Origin of the sequence: Marinobacterium nitratireducens, from assembly GCF_014645375.1 — a bacterium.
Lineage (GTDB): Bacteria > Pseudomonadota > Gammaproteobacteria > Pseudomonadales > Balneatricaceae > Marinobacterium_A > Marinobacterium_A nitratireducens.
Genome location: NZ_BMLT01000005.1, coordinates 38,890 through 59,084, shown reverse-complemented (window position 1 = coordinate 59,084; position 20,195 = coordinate 38,890). Strand labels below are relative to the sequence as shown.

General features: G+C 61.3%; 19 protein-coding genes. 10 read left to right on the top strand and 9 right to left on the bottom strand.

The features are described from left to right. Window positions 1-148: 148 nt before the first annotated feature. The 4 genes from IEX85_RS10690 to aldA all read right to left on the bottom strand — a co-directional run bounded on the left by IEX85_RS10690 (window position 149) and on the right by aldA (window position 5,839). The gene (locus IEX85_RS10690) at window positions 149-1,765 is read right to left on the bottom strand and encodes a GMC family oxidoreductase (protein WP_188860587.1); all 1,617 of its coding nucleotides are present in this window, start codon (window positions 1,763-1,765) and stop codon (window positions 149-151) included. Between the two features lie 2 nt (window positions 1,766-1,767). Beyond that, window positions 1,768-3,003, bottom strand: coding sequence for a mandelate racemase/muconate lactonizing enzyme family protein (locus IEX85_RS10685; protein WP_188860586.1), 1,236 nt, complete (start codon window positions 3,001-3,003; stop codon window positions 1,768-1,770). Continuing rightward, window positions 3,000-4,292, bottom strand: coding sequence for an MFS transporter (locus IEX85_RS10680; protein WP_188860585.1), 1,293 nt, complete (start codon window positions 4,290-4,292; stop codon window positions 3,000-3,002). The genes IEX85_RS10685 and IEX85_RS10680 overlap by 4 nt, the downstream gene beginning before the upstream one ends. 122 nt (window positions 4,293-4,414) lie before the next feature. Then, complete coding sequence (aldA, locus tag IEX85_RS10675) at window positions 4,415-5,839, bottom strand: aldehyde dehydrogenase (protein ID WP_188860584.1); 1,425 nt, start codon at window positions 5,837-5,839, stop codon at window positions 4,415-4,417. A gap of 384 nt (window positions 5,840-6,223) precedes the next feature. On the opposite strand from aldA, the gene IEX85_RS10670 reads away from it, so the two are divergent. Then, the gene (locus IEX85_RS10670) at window positions 6,224-6,985 is read left to right on the top strand and encodes an IclR family transcriptional regulator (protein ID WP_188860583.1); all 762 of its coding nucleotides are present in this window, start codon (window positions 6,224-6,226) and stop codon (window positions 6,983-6,985) included. A gap of 85 nt (window positions 6,986-7,070) precedes the next feature. Here IEX85_RS10670 and IEX85_RS10665 read toward each other — a convergent pair whose 3' ends face one another. Both IEX85_RS10665 and IEX85_RS10660 read right to left on the bottom strand, forming a co-directional pair. Then, the gene (locus tag IEX85_RS10665; RefSeq protein WP_268238073.1) at window positions 7,071-7,784 is read right to left on the bottom strand and encodes a TraX family protein; all 714 of its coding nucleotides are present in this window, start codon (window positions 7,782-7,784) and stop codon (window positions 7,071-7,073) included. Further along, a complete protein-coding gene (locus tag IEX85_RS10660) occupies window positions 7,781-8,704 on the bottom strand; it encodes a LysR family transcriptional regulator (protein ID WP_188860582.1) in 924 nt (307 codons plus the stop codon). The genes IEX85_RS10665 and IEX85_RS10660 overlap by 4 nt, the downstream gene beginning before the upstream one ends. A gap of 185 nt (window positions 8,705-8,889) precedes the next feature. On the opposite strand from IEX85_RS10660, the gene IEX85_RS10655 reads away from it, so the two are divergent. Together IEX85_RS10655 and IEX85_RS10650 are read left to right on the top strand one after the other, a co-directional pair. After that, window positions 8,890-9,381: a DoxX family protein gene (locus IEX85_RS10655; protein ID WP_188860581.1), complete on the top strand. Its 492-nt coding sequence runs from the start codon at window positions 8,890-8,892 to the stop codon at window positions 9,379-9,381. Window positions 9,382-9,458: 77 nt separating this feature from the next. Beyond that, window positions 9,459-10,274 (top strand): DODA-type extradiol aromatic ring-opening family dioxygenase, encoded by an 816-nt coding sequence (locus IEX85_RS10650; RefSeq protein WP_188860580.1) that lies wholly within the window; start codon window positions 9,459-9,461, stop codon window positions 10,272-10,274. A gap of 102 nt (window positions 10,275-10,376) precedes the next feature. On the opposite strand, the gene IEX85_RS10645 is transcribed toward IEX85_RS10650, so the two are convergent. From IEX85_RS10645 to IEX85_RS10635, 3 genes are all read right to left on the bottom strand, one after another. Further along, window positions 10,377-11,516, bottom strand: coding sequence for a tRNA-queuosine alpha-mannosyltransferase domain-containing protein (locus IEX85_RS10645; RefSeq protein ID WP_188860579.1), 1,140 nt, complete (start codon window positions 11,514-11,516; stop codon window positions 10,377-10,379). A gap of 37 nt (window positions 11,517-11,553) precedes the next feature. After that, window positions 11,554-12,510, bottom strand: coding sequence for a 23S rRNA (adenine(1618)-N(6))-methyltransferase RlmF (rlmF, locus tag IEX85_RS10640; RefSeq protein WP_188860578.1), 957 nt, complete (start codon window positions 12,508-12,510; stop codon window positions 11,554-11,556). Window positions 12,511-12,590: 80 nt separating this feature from the next. After that, a complete protein-coding gene (locus IEX85_RS10635) occupies window positions 12,591-13,217 on the bottom strand; it encodes a trimeric intracellular cation channel family protein (protein WP_188860577.1) in 627 nt (208 codons plus the stop codon). Window positions 13,218-13,522: 305 nt separating this feature from the next. Here IEX85_RS10635 and IEX85_RS10630 point away from each other — a divergent pair, with 305 nt between their 5' ends. The 7 genes from IEX85_RS10630 to IEX85_RS10600 all read left to right on the top strand — a co-directional run bounded on the left by IEX85_RS10630 (window position 13,523) and on the right by IEX85_RS10600 (window position 20,154). Next, window positions 13,523-14,827 (top strand): DUF2252 domain-containing protein, encoded by a 1,305-nt coding sequence (locus tag IEX85_RS10630; protein ID WP_188860576.1) that lies wholly within the window; start codon window positions 13,523-13,525, stop codon window positions 14,825-14,827. Window positions 14,828-14,979: 152 nt separating this feature from the next. Continuing rightward, complete coding sequence (locus IEX85_RS10625; RefSeq protein ID WP_188860575.1) at window positions 14,980-15,984, top strand: ABC transporter substrate-binding protein; 1,005 nt, start codon at window positions 14,980-14,982, stop codon at window positions 15,982-15,984. Next, entirely contained in the window at window positions 15,984-16,766 is a 783-nt protein-coding gene (locus IEX85_RS10620) for an ABC transporter permease (protein ID WP_188860574.1), read from the top strand. Before IEX85_RS10625 ends, IEX85_RS10620 begins: the two co-directional genes overlap by 1 nt. Beyond that, the gene (locus IEX85_RS10615) at window positions 16,751-17,482 is read left to right on the top strand and encodes an ABC transporter ATP-binding protein (protein ID WP_188860573.1); all 732 of its coding nucleotides are present in this window, start codon (window positions 16,751-16,753) and stop codon (window positions 17,480-17,482) included. Before IEX85_RS10620 ends, IEX85_RS10615 begins: the two co-directional genes overlap by 16 nt. A 25-nt stretch (window positions 17,483-17,507) precedes the next feature. After that, window positions 17,508-17,804 carry a DsrE family protein gene (locus tag IEX85_RS10610; RefSeq protein WP_188860572.1) on the top strand — a complete coding sequence of 99 codons (297 nt, stop codon included), beginning with the start codon at window positions 17,508-17,510 and terminating at the stop codon, window positions 17,802-17,804. Between the two features lie 119 nt (window positions 17,805-17,923). Then, window positions 17,924-18,787 carry an acyl-CoA thioesterase gene (locus tag IEX85_RS10605; RefSeq protein ID WP_188860571.1) on the top strand — a complete coding sequence of 288 codons (864 nt, stop codon included), beginning with the start codon at window positions 17,924-17,926 and terminating at the stop codon, window positions 18,785-18,787. Between the two features lie 143 nt (window positions 18,788-18,930). Continuing rightward, complete coding sequence (locus IEX85_RS10600; RefSeq protein ID WP_188860570.1) at window positions 18,931-20,154, top strand: OprD family outer membrane porin; 1,224 nt, start codon at window positions 18,931-18,933, stop codon at window positions 20,152-20,154. The last annotated feature ends 41 nt before the right edge of the window (window positions 20,155-20,195 follow it).

Below are 20,195 nucleotides of genomic sequence, written 5' to 3'. Positions count from 1 at the left end.
GTTATAAAGCGTCGGTGAGCGCCCGCCGGGGGCCTATCGAGGCGCCAGCTGCGGATATCGCTGCAATTCAGGGGCAAGAGCTAAGGGGACGACAGTTTAATCGGCAAGGCGATTAAACTGTCGGCGAACTGCGATGGGGGCGGGTCAATCAGCCTTGATTGTCCTGTAAAACCATTTCGGCGCCCTTTTCCGCCACCATCATGGTCGGCGCATTGAGATTGCCGGAGGTGATGTTGGGGAAGACCGAAGCGTCGATCACTCGCAATCCGTTGATGCCGTGAACCCGCAGGCGACTGTCCACCACTGCGGTTTCGGCGCTGGGTCCCATCGCGCAGGAGCCGCACAGGTGATAGATCGAGCCGCCGTTCTCGCGGAAGTACTGCAACATCGTCTCTTCGTCGTGCACGGTGTTGCCGGGAAGCACTTCTTCCACGGTGATGGCCTGCAGGGCCGGAGCACTCATGATTTTACGTATCAGTTTGCTGCCCTGAAGCACTTCGCGCACATCTTTCTCGGTGGAAAGGTAATTCGGCCGGATCTGTGCGGCATCCTGCGGATTGTTCGACGCAATTTCGATACGGCCCTTACTGCTGGGGCGGCACGAGTTGAATGCCACCAGGAATCCTGAATAGGGCTCTGGCATCATTTTGGCGTTCGGGTCCTTCGGAATCTGGTACGACATCGGGTTGAAGTACAGCTGAATGTTTGGCAGCTGTTCGTCCTCATCGCCCCTGAAGAACCCCCCGGCCTGATTGACGCTCATGCTCAGTGGTCCGGTACGATTGATCAAATACTGAAGCCCTGCCTTCGCCTGTCCCCAGTACGAAAGAAACTCGTCATTGAGGGTTTTCATGTTGGCACGATAGTAATAACTGACGCAGAGATGATCCTGCAGATTTTGACCCACGGCGGGCAAGTGCTTGCGCAATGGAATCCGGTGCTTGTCCAGCAGGGCCTTGTCGCCGATGCCGGATAACTGCAGCAGCTTCGGCGAGTCCACCGCGCCTGCCGCCAGAATGACTTCCCGCCTGGCCGTTATCGTCTCGACAGTGTCGCCACTGCGTACCTGTACGCCAATGGCGCGGTCGTTGTCATCCAGCAGGATTTTTTCCGCCATGGTTACCCGCCGGATATGCAGGTTGGGGCGCTTCAACGCGGGCTTCAGGTAAGCGGTGTTGCTGGAGTCCCGCTGGCCGTTGCGAATGTTGGCCTCGTAGATGCCGGCACCCTCTATGGTTTCGCCATTGAAGTCCTCATTTACGTGGTAGCCCAGCTGCTCTGCGCCTTTCAGGTAGTGTTGGCAGATCGGGTGTGCGCCGTCCTTCATCGGCGTTATCCCGATCAGCCCCTTGCCGGAGTGGTATTCCGTGTCGCCGGCCGGGTGCTGTTCCAGCTTCTTGAAATAGGGCAGGACATCCTGGTAGGACCATCCCTCGTTGCCAGCGGCCGCCCAGTCATCGAAGTCCGCTTTCTGACCTCGAACGTAGATCATGGCATTGATCGAACCGGAACCGCCCTGCACCTTGCCCCGGGGGGCGTAGAGCTTGCGTCCGGCCATGCCATTTTCTTCCTCGCTGTAGTACATGTAGTTGTACTGCGGGTTGTAGTAGGTCTTGGCGAAGCCGACCGGCAGCTTGATCCAGGGCGAGCTGTCTTTTCCGCCCGCCTCCAGCAGCAGTACCTTGTACTGCCCCGTTTCAGTGAGGCGGTGTGCCAGTATGCAGCCGGCAGAGCCGGCGCCCACGACAATGAAATCATATTGCATAGTTAGCGCTCCGGCTGGGCTTTCCAGAGAGTGGAGGACTGTTCTTTATAGTCGTAAGGTCTGGGGTCCATGCTCAGGTGCAGAGCCTTGCCGGTGTACGGCGAGTTTGCTTTCACCACTTCCATGTTCAGCTCAATGCCCAGTCCGGGCTTGTCGGACGGAATGATATAGCCGTCCTGCCACTCGATCTTTTCCTGCAGGACCTCGGCGTGGAAACCGTCCCAGGTACCAATGCTCTCCTGAATCAGGAAGTTGGGCGTGGCTGCGGCCAACTGGATGCTGGCGGCTGCACCGACCGGGCCGTTATACAGATGCGGCGCGATCTGAGCGTAGTAGGCCTCGGCAATGGCCGCGATTTTCTTGCCTTCCAGAATGCCGCCAACCCGGCCCAGATTCATCTGCAGAATGGAAGCCGCTCCGTTCTTCAGCAGATCATGGAACTCGTACTTGGTGGTCAGGCGCTCGCCAGTGGCCACCGGGATGCGGGTATTCTGTGCCACGCGGGACATTGCTTCGCTCTGGCCCGGCGGCACCGGCTCCTCGAACCACATCGGGTCGAAAGGTTCCAGCCGTTGTGCGAGACGGAGAGCGGAGGCCGGCGTCATCTGACCATGGGTACCGAACAGCAGGTCGCAGCTGTTGCCGACCGCTTCGCGGATGCGTCGGCAAAACGTCGCGCTCTTGTCCATCGCTTCCAGTGACAGCATATGACCGGAGTAGGCGCTGTACGGACCGGCCGGGTCGAATTTCAGTGCCGTGAAGCCGCGTTCCTTGTTCTCCAGCGCACATTCAACTGCCAGTTCGACGTTGTCGTAGTCGTAGTCGCCGTTCCTGTCCTTCGGGTATAGGTAGGTGTAGGAGCGCAGTCGGCTGTTGACCTTACCGCCAATCAGTTCGTAAACGGGCTTGCCGGCGGCTTTGCCGATGATATCCCAGCAGGCCATTTCAAGACCGCTGACGATCCCCATCATGGTCAGGTCCGGCCGCTGGGTGAAGCCGCTGGAGTAGGCCTCACGGAAGAAGCGTTCGACGTGGTGAGGATCCTTGCCCTGCAGACAGCGCTCAAAGACGTCATCGATGGCGGGCACCATCACCTTGGGATGAAAGGTCGCCGCGTATACTTCACCAATGCCTTCTATTCCGCAGTCCGTTTTCAGGCTGACGAAGATCCAGTACATGCCTCCGACGTGAGGCGGTGGTGTTGCGACAATATAGGTTTCACAAGATACAACTTTCATCGTAATGCCCTTTTCTTGGAGGTCATTGTCTTGAGTTTCAGGGCAGCCAGGGTGCCGATTGCGCCCATTGCTGCTATGTAGCCAAAGTAAAGGTTGTAGACGGTGATGCCCTCATAACGGGCAGCGATGTAGCCGTTGATCTGCGGCAGGAAGATATCCGGCGTGTAAGCGATGAGGGAAATCACGCCTATCGCCAGGCCGGTAACCTGCATGGGAATATCACAGTCGTCCAGAATCGCCCAATAGAGTCCGCGGATGGCGTAGGTCAGCACGCCAATCAGCAATACAACCGCTAGCAACAGGTATACGGTGTTCACTTTGGGGAACAGAATCAGTGAAACCAGTCCCAGCGTGGCTCCCAGAAGGGAGATAGCCAGAATGTTCTCTTTGCCGTACTTGTCGCCGAGAATACCGGCACCAATGCCGCCTATCGGTCGCATCCACAGCTTGGCAACGGTAATGAAGCCCGCCGTGACGGCAGTCATCTGGTAGCCTTCCTGCATGAATGCAGAGAAAGAGTAAGTCGCCCAGAATAGTTGATAGCCACAGAAGATAATGACGGCAACCATCCAGAGTTCAGGAATGGACGCAAGGAACCTTAGATCGCGAATCAGGTTGCCCGAGCCGTTTTTGCTGGAGTTCTCTTCTGCGGCATTGCCGCCGCGGAAAAACAGGAAGGTCAGGACACCGATCGCGATACAGGTGAAGGAGTACATATAGATCACCTGTTTCAGTGCGAGCGCATTGCTAAGACCTGCCGTGTCAACGGCGTAGGCGAAGATCGCTATTGCAATTGTTGCCAGAACCGCCTCGACAAGGCCGCGACCGCCGTCAAGGATGCCGAAAAAACGCCCCTGCTCATCTTTGTGGGCCAGCATTTTGACCCCTTTGAGCATCGATGCCCAGAACGTCAGGCCAGCAGCAAAGCCCCAGCCCAAGAAGATGTAAACCAGTACGTCCTTCGATGGAACCGAAGCAAACCACAGCCCCAGGACCCCCGTCGCAACCATTGAGAAAGTGACCAGCAGCCGGGGTGATAGCCGATCCGCCAGCCAGCCGCTAGGCACATAGCAGACGAAATACATCACACCCAGCATGGAGTAGTAATTACCCAAGTCACCGGCTGTAATCTGGAAGGTTTCCAGAATCGAGGTTTCAAAGTTTTGACGCAGGTACATCAGGGGGAAAATCGCCCCCGCCGCCAGCAACAACAGACTGAATTGAAAGTAGCGCTTCAGGTCGATTTTACTTCCGACGGAAGCAGGTGGCTTGGCAATGGTATTGTCCATCTGATTTTTATTCCTGTTGCACAGTTTTTAGGTATTTATTATGTCCATGCTTCTATACCCGCACCCGAAGATGAATGCGGGCATTGGCAGGGCCAACACAACTGGTATTTTTTCGCAGGTTTTTAGTAGTTCAGAACTACCAGCCGGGTTTGGGTAAACTCCAGCATGCCGTGCTTACCGTCGTCGCCACCGAGGCCGGAACGTTTCCAGCCAGCGTGGTAACCCTGGTACGGATCGGAAGGGGTGCGATTGATATAAATCTCACCGGCTTCGATGTTGTTGGCCACCTTCATCGCCGTACGATAGTTCTCGGTGTAGATCACCGAGGCCAGGCCAAACTGATGATCGTTGGCCAGCGCCAGGGCTTCATCGGCATCGCTGTACTTGAGTACCGGCAGTACCGGGCCGAAGATCTCTTCCTGCACGATCTCCATATCCTGCCGACAGCTGGTCAACAGGGTGGGCGGATAGAAGTGCCCCGGTCCTTCGGGGATGTAACCGCCCACTTCCAGTGTGGCACCGTCGTCGATTGCACGTTCCACCATCTGGTGAATGTTGAGACGGGCGTTTTCGTTGATCAGCGGGCCCATGAAACTCGGATTGGCCGCCCGGTCGCCATACTGGCGTTCGGCAAGATTGGAGCGCAGCAACCCGACAAACTGCTCGTAAACCGCCTCATGCACGTAGACGCGTTCGATGGCCGTGCAAAGCTGGCCGCAATTGGTCGTTTTGGACGCAACGATGTCGCGTGCGGCTTTTTCCAGGTCGGCATCGGCTTCCACGATAGCGGGGGATTTGCCACCGAGCTCCAATGATGATTTGGCGATATTGACCTGGGAGTACTCCAGAACCTTGCGCCCGGCACCCACGCTGCCTGTCAGGGTAATCATGCCGACTTTCGGGTGGGTGCACACACTTTCCGCTGTGGCATGATCCATGGTCAGGATGTTCACAACGCCGGCGGGAAGTCCTGCATCCTGAACGGCTTTGGCAATTTCGAACGCAGAGCACGGGGTATTGTTGCTCGGGCGCACCACCACCGTATTACCGGTAATCAGCGCCGGGGCGATTTTGCGAAGCAGAGTGTAAACCGGGTAGTTGAACGGAATCAGGCAGGCGACCACGCCGATCGGTTCGCGCTGCAGCAGCAGGCTTTCCGAGGGGGTGTCGCTGGGGATGATCTCGCCTTCGATACGGCGGGCCCATTCTGCGTGGTAGCGAGTGATGTCGGCCGCGTAGACCGCTTCGTTGGTGGCGTCTTCCAGGCTTTTTCCGGACTCTTCGGCCAGGGCCTGGCCGATCGCGTCTTTACGGGCCAGCAGGGCGTCCGCAAGTTTGTGCATGTAACCGGCACGCTCGATGCTGGTCAATTGACGCCAACCCTTCTGTGCTTCGGCGGCAATCGCCACCGCTTCGAGAGCCTCTTCTGCAGTTGCGGCCTGAACCTGTCCGATGACCGCTTCAGTTGCCGGGTTGTATACAGAAATCATGGTCCCCTTGGTGGAGCTTACAAATTCGTTGTTCACAAAGTTCTTGTCGATACGCATGACAGATTCCTTGAAGTTGATGAGCGCATCCTAGAAGCCTGCCATTAGGCTGTCAATAAAATTCCATAGAAGAAATTTCAATTTCATATATGGAAAATAGTCTGTGTTTTGTACGCTGGTTGCCGCAGAGACGGGGTCAGACGACTCTTGTCCCCCGGCATCGTCGTCGAGGTATTTGAATCGGGACGGGTTTTTCATGTAGTGTTCACGGAATCAGATACAGCCGATACAAGCGTTAACGGGCTGTAACGGCCTGCTCGTGGCCTGTTCCCGGCACTTTGAAGTGCTGGAGTGCCTCAGCAACGGCGGATGTCTGGCTGTTAAGGGCTGAAAAATGGCGATATGTAAATAATATTTCCGTATATAAAATATTGGGCGTAAGTCGTGGAAGTTAAAGAGAAATCCAAGGCGCCGGCGGTGGACAGCAGCGTATTGATTCTGGACCTGCTTGCTGCTTCAGCTTACCCGCTGACGCTTTCCGAAATTTGCGAACAGACCGGTATCGCCGCAGCCAGCGGCCATCGCATTATCAATGCGCTGCTTGATCATCAGTTGGTGGCGCTGGACCCGAGCCGTAAGAAGTCCTATTGCATTGGCTCCAGGATTTTTCAAATTGCCTCCACCATCTACAACAAGCAGAGCATCATTCCGTTCTTCTACCCGATCGCGGAGATACTGAAGAACGAGATCCACAAAACGATCTTTCTCAGTGTGCCGGTGGGCAATAAGGTTGTTGTGGTTTCGAAAGTGGAGTCCTCCATGGGCAGCGCTTTCAACATTCATATCGGTCAGACCATGGCGATGCACCAATCCGCTTCGGGCAAGGCAATCCTGTCGATGCGATCCGACGATTTTCAGCGCAGCTATTTCAAGGGGGAGGAGAAGTCCAGTCCCGCAATCGGCGGCAGTCTGGAGGAGATCGCCGAGGACCTGTCCCGTGCCAAGCGCCTCGGCTACGCGGTCACCCACGGAGAGATCGATAGCCAGGTCAGCTGCATTGCTGCGCCGATTCTGAATTTGCGCAACGAGCCGGTGGCGGCCATCAGCGCGGCCATCAATGGCGAGTTTCTGAACGCGCAGGATGCCCGGACCTACTCGAAAAATCTGGTCCAGGCCGCGCGCCAGCTATCGTCCAGGATAGTCTGAAGCACTCTTGAGCTTCGGAATCCATTCGTCCCATTACCCCGTCCGCAGATGCGCCTGCGTCGAGCGATAACAGCGACGCAACGAATCAGAAAAGTGGGCTCATTCGGATCAGCCAGATCGCAGCCAGATGCAACGGATAGTAGGCGTAGAACATCCACCGCAGGCGGGGGAAGGACAACCGTACGCGGGTGGCGCATAGAATCAGCGGCACGGCCGCCAGGGCCCAGCCGTTGCCGTTGATGAATCCGAGGCCGGCGCATGCCAGCAGTGCTGCCACGGCTGCCGGGATCGAGGGCTGCCGGCAATAACGCCAGGTCGCCACGCCGAGTGCGAGGCCGAACCACCAGTACTCGACCAGGTTGCCGCCAACCAGCAGGACGACGCCCGCGGCGGCCAGCTCGCCGCGCTCGATCAGGTACAGCGTGGCGGTCAGCACCAGCAGGGTGAACAGCACGTTCAGCGGCAGCCAGCCGGAGCCGAGGGCCGTGTTCAGCGCGACAAAGGGCACCGATGCGATGGTTCCCGTCAGGCCCAGGCGTTTGAGCGTGCGCGGGTAAACGCCGCGCCGGAGCGTACCCGGCCGGGACAGGTTGACCGCAAGGACGACGACGAAAATCGGTAATGCCAGCCGACCCAGCTCGAACAGCAGCGGCAGGGTGGCATCGAACAGGTAGCGGTTGACGTGATCGCCGGTCATCAGCAGCAGTGCAAGCCATTTCAGGGCTTCCAGGGTGCCATCGGCGATGGTGAGGGGCGCAGGTTTCGGCCTGCTGGTACCCATCAGGTGGCCAGCGGTCATGTATCGGTGCCAGCGTCTAAGGCATCCCAGTACGGCGGGTCGCCGAAATACCCATCCAGAAAGTCGATGAAAGTGCGCACCTTGCCCGGCAGCAGCTGTCGGTGGGCATAGACGGCGTACAGGCCCATCGGTTCGGGTTCGTATTCCTGCATAATCACCCTGAGTTGTCCGTTGGCAATGGCCGTACCCGAGATAAAGGTTGGCTGAATGGCGATGCCGGCGCCTTCGATCGCCGCCCGAACCAGCAGGTCGCCGTTGTTGCTGACCAGGTCAGCCGCCGTGTCCCGTTCCCCATCCTGCAGCCAGCGGTGCATCGCCAGGCTGCCGTCGTTTTCGACAAAGCTGTAACGCAGATAGCGGTGCTGCTTCAGCTGCTCGGGGCGGACCGGCGTGCCGTGGCGGGCCAGGTAATCGGGCGACGCACACATCACCAGCCGCACCGGGGCGATGCGTTTGGCCACCAGCGAGGAGCTTTTGAGGTGCCCGATGCGCAGGGCGATATCGAAGCCTTCCTCGACGATATCGACCTTGCGGTCGTTCAGCTGCAGGTCGATGTCCACCGCCGGGTGGTCTCGCTGGAACGCGCAGATCGGGGCCGCCAGGTGATGCATGGCAAAGGAAACCGGGGCGCTGATGCGCAGCTGGCCCTGTACCTGGGCATGCAGATCACCGAGCTGGCTTTCCAGGTCGTCGATTTCATCCAGCAACGTCTGCGCGCGCTGATAGTAGCGGGTGCCTGCTTCGGTCAGGCGCACTTTACGGGTCGTGCGATTGAGCAGGCGGACGTCCAGGTGTTGCTCCAGCGCCGAGACATACTTGCTGATCAGCTGCGGCGATTTCTCGAGGCGCTCGGCCGCCCGGGTAAATGAGCCTTCGGTCACCACCGTGACGAAAGCGCGCATGGCATCAAAACGGTCCAACGTAATCACCTTTGCCGCGACAGGTCGCTTATGCCGGGAGCATAGCTTCATGATTATCAATGGCATGTTGATAATATTGCAATAGACTCCGTCTTAGTCTTTCGAATCGTGGATAGTAAAGTGGCCTCATCACCTGACGCAGAGACGTCGGGGAACCCAAAGGCCCAACGAGCGAGGAAAGACCTATGAATAACCGTTTCGCACACGCACTGTTCCGTTCCACTGCCGGCTACGCAGCCCTGGCCCTGCGTATACCGATCGGGGTGATTCTGACGGCCCATGGCGCCCAGAAGCTGTTTGGCTGGTTTGGCGGTTACGGCCTCGAGGGTACCGGGCAGTGGATGGCGAGCATCGGTCTGGAGCCCGGCTACCTGATGGCGCTGCTCGCGGGCAGTGCAGAGTTTTTCGGCGGTATCGCACTGCTGCTGGGACTGCTGACCCGACCTGCAGCGATCGTTTCAGCCTTTACTATGCTGGTAGCGATCTTCAGCGTGCACTTCAGCAATGGTCTGTTCATGGCCAATAACGGCTACGAGTTCGCGCTGAGTCTGTTTGCCATTACGCTGGTGCTGGCGATTCAGGGTCCGGGGCGCTTCGCGCTCGACAACCTGCTGCTGGCGCGCTTCACCGACGCCGATGAGGCACAGCGTTCGGGCGTTCGCAGCGCGACCGTCTGATGGCAAGGTTCCCTAAGCCCGGTCGCAGACCGGGCGCACGCTGGTTATCAGGTCATCAGATACGTGGACAGGCATCTATGAACCGCAAAAGCGCCGATATTCTCTTTCTCTCGCACGGTGGTGGCCCCATGCCGCTGCTGGGTGACCCGGGCCACCGGGAAATGGTGGACAGCCTCGAGATGTTTGCGCGCAGGCTGCGCAAACCTTCGGCGATCCTGCTGATCAGCGCGCACTGGGAAGCGCCGGTGCCGACCATTACCGCGGGCGCGAATCCCGGACTGATTTACGACTACTACGGTTTCCCGCCCGAATCCTACGAGATTCAATACCCCTGTCCGGGTGATCCGGCGCTGGCGCAGCAGGTATTCCGGGTACTGAGCGAAGCCGGGATTTCCGCGCAGCTGGATGAGCGGCGCGGGTTCGACCACGGCATGTTCGTGCCGCTCAAGCTGATGTACCCGGATGCCGATATCCCCTGCGTGCAGCTGTCACTGATGAGCGACCTGAACGCAGAGGCGCATCTGGCGGTCGGTCGCGCACTGCGGGGGCTGGACTGCGACAACCTGCTGGTGATCGGCTCCGGCTTTTCGTTTCACAACATGCAGGCCTTCTTTGCGCCGGATACACCGCAGATCCGCGCCAGAAACCAGGCGTTCGAGGACTGGCTGCTGGATACCTGCGCCAATCCGGCGCTGGATGAAGCGGAACGCAGCCGCCGTCTTATCCACTGGCAGGATGCGCCCCATGCCCGTTTCTGCCATCCCCGGGAGGAACATTTGCTACCGCTGCATCTGTGTTACGGAATGGCGGGAAGGGCCTGTGACGAGCACCAGAGTGCAACGATCCTGAACAAGAAATCCGGGATGTTCTACTGGTCGCATCAACTTCCCTAGCAGGCTGTTGAAAAGCGTTTTCGAGGCAGCCGAGGCAAGCGTTACGCCGCCCGGCGGAGTGCGGTTTCACCCATCCTGCGACCTGTGCGATGGCGTAACCCGTCATAGCAGGTGACCGGCGCCGGTCAGCTGCTCGATCAGGCGTCCATACTCCTTCCCCAGGGTTGCCCAGCTGAAGCGTTCGACGGATGGGACGCAGGCGCCGCTGTCTCGCAGTTTTTGCGCCTGGCTGATCAGAGCATCCGCGGCGCAGCGGGCTTCCTGTTCGATATCCGCGCCGCAGTCCCGGTACAGGTATTGTGCACCGAACAGTTCCGGGTACGCCTGCCGGTCGGGCAATACCGGGATACAGCCGGCGGCCACCGCCTCGAGTACCGACAGTCCCTGAAACTCGTGGATCGCGGTGGACAGCACCAGGTCGGCGCCCTGCAGCCAGCCACGGTATTCCTCGGGGCTGGCGGCATAGCCGAACTGATCCAGCCGGTGGGCGAATTCGGTGCCGATGGTATCGAATTGCTCCGGCGTATGCCGGAAGCGCTCGCCGAGCAGTGCCAGGCGGTAATCCAGTCCGCGTCGCTCCAGTTCCCGCAGAATCGCCAGCAGACGGTCCGGTCCCTTGTCGAATTCCCAGCGCGACGCCCAGACGATACGGATGGGCCCGTGCGCGTTGCCGGCACGCCAGGGATGTCGCGGGTCGAACCCCGCGGGCGCCAGGAAGTGTTCGTCCGCCAGCGGCACCGGCAACACCTCGGCGCGCCCGGCCAGGTGCTCCGGCAGACCGGGCGGAACCCGGTCGGGCAGCCTTTTCAGCAGACGCCGTGCGCCTTCGATCAGGCTGTCGCGGTTGTAGGCGCTGTTGAACAGGATCCGGTCGGCGCACAGTGCGGTGTAGAGGTTGAGTACCTGCGGCTCCACCGTGTTGGTTTCCCGTCCGGAGCGCGGATAGGCGAACTGATTCTCATGGAAATACACCAGTGTCGGGATACCGGCGAGATTGGGCACCAGGCCGCGTAACGCGGACAGGTCGGTCATCGAGGTGGCGATCACCAGGTCGTACGGGCGCGACAGGGTCTCCCGCTCACCAAAGGCCCAGCTCAGGCTGTTGCCGCGCAAGCGCCAGGCGAAGTAACGGGCCGGCAGGGTCAGCACCGTCCAGTCGTACCGGGGAAAGCGGGCCTTCAGGCCCAGGTGCCAGGAGCGGTGGCTGGCGGCGTCGTAGGCGGAAAGTAACAGAATGCGCATGGGGATGGTCGGTCGCTACATTGCGGAGTGGGTGCGGTCACGCCGCCCGCCACCCGGCCTGCTGTTCGGCTGTCAGGAAGCTCCAGGCGACGAAGCGGCTGATCTTCTGACCCTGCGCCATTTTGATGGTGCGTACCTGCACGGCACCGGCCTTTTTCAGCTCGTCATGAATAGCCTTGAGACTTGCCTGTTTCGCCACCAGAGAGGTGAACCAGCAGCAGCGCTCGCCGAAGGTGCGGCTCTCGCGCACCATGCGGCAAACGAATTCCTCTTCGCCGCCATCGCACCAGAGCTCATTGGCCTGACCGCCGAAGTTGAGCCGGGGGCTCGCCGCAGTCCTGCGTTTCTTCAGGCCCTGCCACTTGCGGTTCGCCTCGGCGGCCATGGCCTCTTCGGAAGCATGGAAGGGCGGGTTGCACAGGGTGATATCGAAGCGCTCGTGGGCGCGCCAGATTCCCTCGAAGATATGCTGCGGCTGTTTCTGCAGTCGGGCTTCGATATTGCCCGAGAGGCAGGTGTTGGCAGCGATGATCGTCTGCGCCGTGGCGATCGCCACCGGGTTGATATCGGAACCGACGAAGCGCCAGCCGTACTCCCGGGTGCCGACGATGGGGTAGATGCAGTTGGCGCCGATGCCGATATCCAGCGCCCTGACCGAGCGGCCGCGGGGGATGATGCCACCGTTCGACTCGGCCAGCAGGTCCGCCAGGTAGTGAACGTAATCCGCCCGGCCCGGAATCGGCGGGCAGAGAAATCCCGGCGGCAGATCCCAGAACGCGACCCCGTAGAAATATTTCAGCAGGGCGGCGTTGAGCGCTTTCAGCGCCTCGGGATCGCTAAAGTCGATGGAGTCGTTGCCAAAGCGGTTGGGCCTGACGAACGGCTTCAGTTCGGGGCTGGATCCGGTCAGCGCGACAAAGTCGTAGCGTGCCTGATGGCGGTTGCGGGGATGGAGTTCGGACTTGGCATTGCGCAGGGCGTCGGTTTTACTCATGGGGAACGGTCGCTTCGAAGGTGCGCGCCATTATAGCCGATGGTCCGGCGCCGGGCCCGTTCGCCTGGCCAGCGTTCGGGCTACTTCGCTTTATACGGATTGGGCAGCTTGATGCGGAACTTGATCGCCAGGGCTCTCAGAATGAAGCCCACGAGGAAGCCGCCGATCAGATCGTAGTTGGTGGGCAGGTTCAGAGCGCCGAGGCAGAGGTAGGCGATCGCGCCGGCCAGCGCGGTGGTGATGTAGAGTTCCTCGTTCATCAGGGTCAGGTTGCTGCCGCAAAGCACATCGCGGGCGATGCCGCCGAAGGTGGCGGTCATGACCCCCATGCAGACGGCAATCAGGGGCGAGACGCCCAGAGTGATCGCGATCTCGGTGCCGGTCACGGCGAACAGTGCCAGGCCCACCGCGTCCATCCAGACCAGTGCGCGGCTCCGGGAACTGAGTCTGGGCGCGATGAAATAGGTCGCGAACGAAGCTAACAGGCACACCGAAACCCATATCGGCTCGCGAATCCAGAACACCGGGAGCTGGCCCAGCAGCAGGTCGCGTACGGTGCCGCCGCCGATCCCCGTTACCGTGCCGATCAGCATGAAGCCCAGCAGGTCCATCTTGTGCCGCGCCGCATCGAGGGCACCCGAGATTGCGAACACCGCCACCGCGCTAAGACCCATGATGTTCACCGCGGTGCTGAAATCGAATGGCATTGTCCGTTTCTTCCTTTGTTGTTCTGCGTATCCGGGACTCCGGCTGCGGTCGTCATCCGGGATGCCCGGGCGTGACTGGCGGTGACAGTATTCCATACTGGCTTCAGTATTGGGCGAGGATGAATAACACGCGAATATTATTGCCTGCATTGCACTGGTATCGGGCACCTTTGGGCTGAATCGCCGTCGGCGATGTATGGAACACCGTTTCGGCAGCCAGCTGAGGGTCATGCTGGCATGCCCCGGACGGTGGAAATCCGACGCCGTTCGTCTGACACTGCAATATTCAAAAGGGATGTCTTGATATGACCACCACCGCGCATAACCGCAGCGAGAGCATGCTGGCGGAGCTCGACACCACCAACGCCGGGCTGACGCCGGAGCTGCGGGCTCAGAAATACCATCGCATGGCGGTATCGCCCTTCACCTTCTACCGCGGCAGCAATCATCTTTACTGGTCGGATCTGTATCGGGACTGGCACTTTTCGCTGTTCGGCGGTTTGAGCGAGACCCAGACCTGGCTGCAGGGCGATGCCCATCTGCACAACTTCGGCGCCTATGGCAGCCACGACAACCAGGTGCGTTTCGGGCTCGACGACTTCGACGATGCTCTGATCGGCGACTATCAGTACGACCTGTGGCGGCTGGCGGTCAGTCTGGTGCTGGCGATGCGGGAAATGCCCGATTGCGGCGACAAGGCCATCCGCAAGGCGCTGAGGGAGCTGGCGCGCAGTTATCTCGAGGGCCTGGCGAACTGGCGGACGCTCATCGACTGGGTGGCGATGCCCGACAGCAGCGATGGCCGGTTACAGAAGTTCCTCGTCAGGACGGCAGCAAGGAAGAGCCGGCAGGCGATGCTCGACAAGTGGACCTGCGGCAACGACGACGAGCGTCGCTTCCAGGCCGGTCATGCCAAGCTCGGCGAGTTGCCGCAGGTCCAGCGCGGCTCCCTGATCGATGCGCTGGAAGCTTATCAGGACAGCCTCGACGACGAGGTGCCGGGGCACAGTCAACAGCACTTTCGGGTCAAGGATGTGGCACGCCGGCTGGCGGCGGGCACCGGCTCGCTCGGCAGCGATCGCTTCTATGCGCTGATCGAGGGCCAGGCGGAGGGAGATCACGACGATGTGATCCTCGATATCAAGGCGCAGCAACCGCCGGCCGCCTGGCAGGTGATGAACCGCCGCGAACGCGAGGAGTACAGCCGGCTGTTCGGGCATGAGGGCGAGCGGCACGCGCGGGCTTTCCAGGCACTGGCGCGTCACCCCGATCCCTACGTCGGCTGGCTGGAGCTGGACGGGCAGTGGTTTTCGGTGCGGGAACGCTCGCCGTTCAAGGCCGACTACCCGACCCACAAGCTGACCAAAGGCAAGGCATGGCGCGAACTGGCGCAGAACTGGGGCGCTATACTGGCGGCGTCGCATCTGCGCGGTGCCCGGGCCCTTGGCTCCGGGCGCGAGGCAATTTTCGCCGATGCCGTAAGCGCACCGGCGCTTGGCCGCTTCGATGCTTTCATCGATTTGCTCGGCAGCATGGCCTTCGCCTATGCCGACTGTGTGGTCGGCGATCACCGGCAGTTCTGCATTGCGCACCGCCTGGTCGACGGCTGAACCGGAGCACCGGTGCAGGACATGCCGGTTCGGCGGGTTAATCGGTAAATTCGAAACTAATCATATAGCTAAAAGTGCTTAGTGCCAGCTGTAAAATGCAGATTCATTTATATAGCATGACGCCACTCTAACCGCATTCAAGGAGGCCGATCATGCGTGGAGTTCTGGCGCTGCTGTTGACATGTCTGGTGACCTTAACCAGCACTTCTCGGGCGGCTGAGCCGCTCGAAATCGGCTACATGCCGATCATTCCGGTTTCGCAGGCGTTCGTCGTACTGGAAAACGGTGCCCTGGGTCAGGCGGGGGTATCCGATCCGAAACTGGTTCAGTTCCAGAACGGCCCGGCGATCGTGCAGGCGCTGCTGGCCGGTCAGCTCGATGTGGCTTATCTCGGCATCGGGCCGGCGATGGTCGCCCGCGCCAAGGGCGCCGATATCAAGGTGGTGGCGTCGAACATTGTCGAGCAGATCAGTATGCTGGCGCTGGGCGAGCTGGCGCCGTACTTCGACGGCGATGCCAAAACCGCCTTCGAGCGGTTTGCTGCCGACAAGGGCCGCAAGCCCGTGATCGCCACCTTCCCGGTCGGCTCGGTGCCCGAAACCGTGCTGCAGTACTGGATGCGCCGTCAGCTCGGCATCGATCCGGCCAGCGTGGACATCGTTTATCAGGGGGCGGCCCAGGTGCAGCAGTCGCTGATGACCGGTGCGGTCGATGGCGCCGCGATTCTGGAGCCGGTGGTCAGCATCGTGACCCAGCGTCGTGAGGATGCCCGAGTCGTTGCCCGTGGCTCCGAGATGTTCCCGCATCAGCCCGGCGCCGTTCTGGCGGTTCGCGAAGCGCTGATCAACGAGCAGCCCGAGCTGGTGCAGGCGCTGGTAAGGGCCCATGTCGAAGCGACCGAGCAGCTGAAATCGGATCCGGCCAGCACAGTGGCGGCGGTCGGCAAGTACGTCGGTGGCGGCCGTCTGTCGGCGGATGTGGTGGAGCTGGCGCTGCGCAACTCCGCCGATAACTTCGAGGCCGACCCCAACGCCATCGTCGACGGTACCCGCGAAATGCGCGACTTCCAGGCCGAGCTCGGCACCCTCAAGGCCGATGTCATGCTGGATGAACTGTTCGACACCCGCTTTTACGATCAACTGGCGCCGGCGAACTGATGTCACACCCCGGCAACTCCTTCACCCGCTCCGCGACGGGGCGGGCGCTGCTGGGTTTGGGTGGCGTGGTGCTGTTCGTCGCTGTCTGGAAGTTCGCCCAGGTCACGGGCTGGGCGCCGCCCGGAACCATCCCGGACCCTTTCCGGCTGCCGGCAGCGCTGGCCGACGAGTGGTCTTCGGGCCGCTTGCTGCCATCGATTCTGTCGAGCCTGGTGCACTACGTCTGGGGGCTGGGGATGGGCACGCTGCTCGGTTTCCTGGTCGGCGCAACGGCGGCTTCGTCGCACTCGGTCGACGCCCTGCACGCCTGGCTGGCGCGAATTCTGCGCCCGATTCCGCCGCTGGCCTGGGTAGTGTTCGCCATTGCCTGGTTCAAGGTCAGCCACGCCGGCGCCGCTTTCGTCATCGCCATCGGCGTGTTCTGGGTCAATTATTTCGCCACTTACTCGGCGGTGCGCAACATCGACCCCAAGTACTATGAACTGGCGCGCGCCTTCGGCCAGCACGGGCACCTCAACCAGGCATTCAACGTTACGCTGCCGGCCGCGGCGCCCGGGATCTTTTCCGGCATGCGCACCGGCATCGGCCAGGCCTGGATGACGCTGATTGCCGCCGAGCTGCTCGGCGTGCCCGGCATGGGACAGGAGATGAACGCCGCCGCCGGTGTCGGCGCCTACGAGGCGGTGGTGGTTTACATGCTGATCATCTCGCTGGTTTACACCCTCAGCGACACACTTTTTGCCCAGATCGAGAAACGAGCACTGCAATGGCGTCCATCCTGACCATCGACCGTCTGACCTACCACTACCGAAACGCCGATCATCCGGTGTTCGAGGGGCTTGACCTTCACATCGGTGCCGGCGAGTTCGTCGCGGTGGTCGGCGGCTCCGGCGTCGGCAAGTCGACGCTGCTGCGCTGCGTCGCCGGGCTGGCGAGCCCGAGCGCAGGTGAGATCGTGCTGGACGTGCCGGGCAAGCCGGGCAGCCGCAGTCGCGGTACCGTGTTCCAGGACGGCCGCCTGCTGCCCTGGCGTCGGCTGCGCAGCAATATCGCCTACGGCCTGCAGGGGCTGGCGCTCAGTGCCGAGGAGAAGGCGGCGCGTATCGACGAGGTATTGGGGCTTACGCTCCTGTCGCACCTGGCGGACCGCTGGCCGCATCAGCTTTCCGGCGGTCAGGTACAGCGCGCCGGTATCGCCCGTGCGCTGGCGGTACACCCGGACCTGCTGCTGATGGACGAGCCGTTCAGCGCGGTCGATGCCATCACCCGGCAGCACCTGCAGGACGAGCTGCTCGGGATCTGGCAGAAGACCGGCGCGGCGGTGATGTTCATCACCCACGATATCGAAGAGGCGGTTTACCTCGCGGATCGTGTTATCGTGCTGGCCGGAAGTCCGGGTCAGGTCAGTGTCGACCGCCGCATCGACCTGCCGCGTCCCCGGGGCCGCAACGCCGAAGACCTGCAATCAATCGCCCATGAAATAGCCGCGGCGCTCTAAGGCTGCGGGACAAGGAGTTCCGATCATGATTCAACTGATGATACACGCGCCGACCGAGGCTGCGCTTGCACGCGCCCAGTCCAATGCCCGCAACCTGCTCAAACTCGAGCCGGACGCCCAGGTCGAGATCGTCGTCAATGGCCCGGCGGCGGCCGCGGCGGTGAAGATCGACGACGAAGCCGTGCTGCCGTTGCTGGTGCTCTGTCGCAACAGTCTCGTCAACCAGAATCTCGCGGCGCCCGCGAGCGTGCGCACCGTTCCGGCGGCGGTACTCCACATCGCGCAACAACAGGGGGCAGGCTGGGCCTACCTGCGCGCCTGAACGGGGCCGCGGTGAGGGGATGAAGCATCGGGCAAGCCATCGCTGGTGCTGGGCCCAAACTTGCATAAAATAGGCAGGTGCGCCGGATCCCTCCGGTGTTCGAGTTTCGGAGATACCCCATGTTTGATATCGATGAGCTGCTGGACAACCTCCAGGTCGAGCAGCTTGACCGTTTCCTGTTCCGGGGCGACTCGCTGCCGCTGCCGTTTCCGAAGATCTTTGGCGGACAGGTGCTGGCGCAGGCGCTGAACGCGGCCGAACGCACGGTGGCCGAGGATCGCCATGCCCACTCGATGCACGCCTATTTCCTGCGCCCGGGCAACGCCGAACGGCCGGTGATCTTCGATGTCGACCCGATCCGGGACGGTGGCAGCTTCGCCACGCGGCGGGTGGTGGCCAAGCAGGATGGCAAGGCGATCTTCAACTGCGCGATTTCCTTTCATCGCGCGGAGGAAGGGCCCGAGCATCAGGTCGAAATGCCGGCCGGTATCCGCATGCCGGAAACGCTGGAGCGCAATATCGAGCGCATCGAGCAGCTGCTGCAGGTCAATCGCAGTCATCCGCTGCTGTTCGAGTTTCCGCTGGAAGCGGTGGACATTCGCGCCGAGGACCAGGCCGACCCCTTCGATCCCGGACAGCAGGAGCCGGTGAACGGCTTCTGGTTCCGCTTTATCGGGCGGCTGCCGGATGAGCCGGCCCTGCATCGCATGCTGCTGACCTATATATCGGACAAGGAGCTGATGCTGACCGGCCTGCGCCCGCACGGGCTGAACATGCTGACCCCCGGCATTCAGCTGGCGAGCCTTGATCATGCGCTCTGGTTCCACGCCGACTTCCGGGTCGACGAGTGGCTCTATTACCACATGGAAAGCCCGCGCTCGGCCCATGGCCGCTATTTCGGGCGCGGCAGCTTCTACAGTCGCGACGGGGTGCTGGTGGCAAGCAGCGCGCAGGAAGGGCTGGCACGGTTGTCCGGACGCTGAGCGCGTCTTTTTTCCGCAATCCCAAATCGTTACCCTTGTCGCCGGCGAACCCGACGAACCCGGCTCACAAGGCAGGCGCCTTAACCTATTGGTTCGGCACCAGCGGTGCCGTATCGAGAACAGCAAACGGAGATTGAAACTCTATGGATAACCGAGTCTCGGCCCTGGCGGGCGTTGCCCTGGCCATTGCAGCAGTCCAGAGTCCCGCGGCGGTGGCCGACGATGCCCACCGGCTGACGGCAAAATTCCGTACCTTCTACTTCAACCGCGACAAGGATCAGGGACTCAACGACTCCGAGGCCCTGTCCCAGGCGCTGCGTCTGGACTACGTCTCAGGCTACGCCGGCGGCCTGCTCGGCTTCGACGCCTCGCTGTTCACCGTGGGCAAGCTCGCCGGTGACCGCGGCGAGGGCGGTACCGGCATCCTGCAGGACGAGGGCGACGGCTCCCAGGGCGGCTACACCAAATTCGGCCAGGCGTACGCCAAGCTCAGGCTCGGACAGGCGGCAGAGCTGCGCGGCGGGCGCATGGTGCTGGACACTCCGCTGTTCAACGATTCCGACTCCCGTTCCACGCCGAGCGCGACCCAGGCGGCGATGCTGGCCGGCAGCTGGGATGCGCTCGAGCTCTATGGCATCTGGTCCGACAAGGCCAGTGCCAAGACCGAGGACGACTTCGAGTCCTACACCGACAACCGGGGCAACGACTACGAAGTCGGCGTGATCGGTGGCGGCTACCGCTTCGGCAACGGCCTGAGCCTGGCCGCGGCGTACGGCGAAGCGGACAACGTGCTGCGCCAGACCTACTTCAACGCCAGTTATCCGCTGGCGCTGGGGCAGGGCCGCGAACTGCTGCTCGACCTGCATCACTATATCGGTGATGCCGACGGCAACGGCGCGCTGGATTCAGTCGGCCGGGATTATGACAGCAACCTGACCAATATCGCCGCGCAGCTGCGCATGGGGGCGGCGAAGGTCACTCTGTCCTACCAGACTGTCGACGGCGACGAGTACGAGGAGTCCTGGGACGGCTTCAACCACGACGACAACGGCCTGGTCACCTGGAACTCGGTTCAGCGTCTGGACTTCGACCGCGCCGATGAGGACTCCTGGCAGGCACGCTTCGACTACGCCTTCGCATCGATGCCGGGTCTGACCTTCATGACCCGCTACACCAGCGGTGACGGCATTCGCAGCGGCGGCGGCCACGACGGCAAGGAGTGGGAGCGTAACGTCGAGCTGCAGTACCAGTTCCCCGCCGTCGAGGGGCTGTCACTGCGCTGGCGCAATTCCTCGGTCCGCTCCACCGAAACCTACAATTCGGATGAGAACCGTCTGATCCTCAATTACAGCCACGCGCTGCTGTAATCACGGCTGGCTTGCCCCGGCATTCGCATCACGATTTGGGT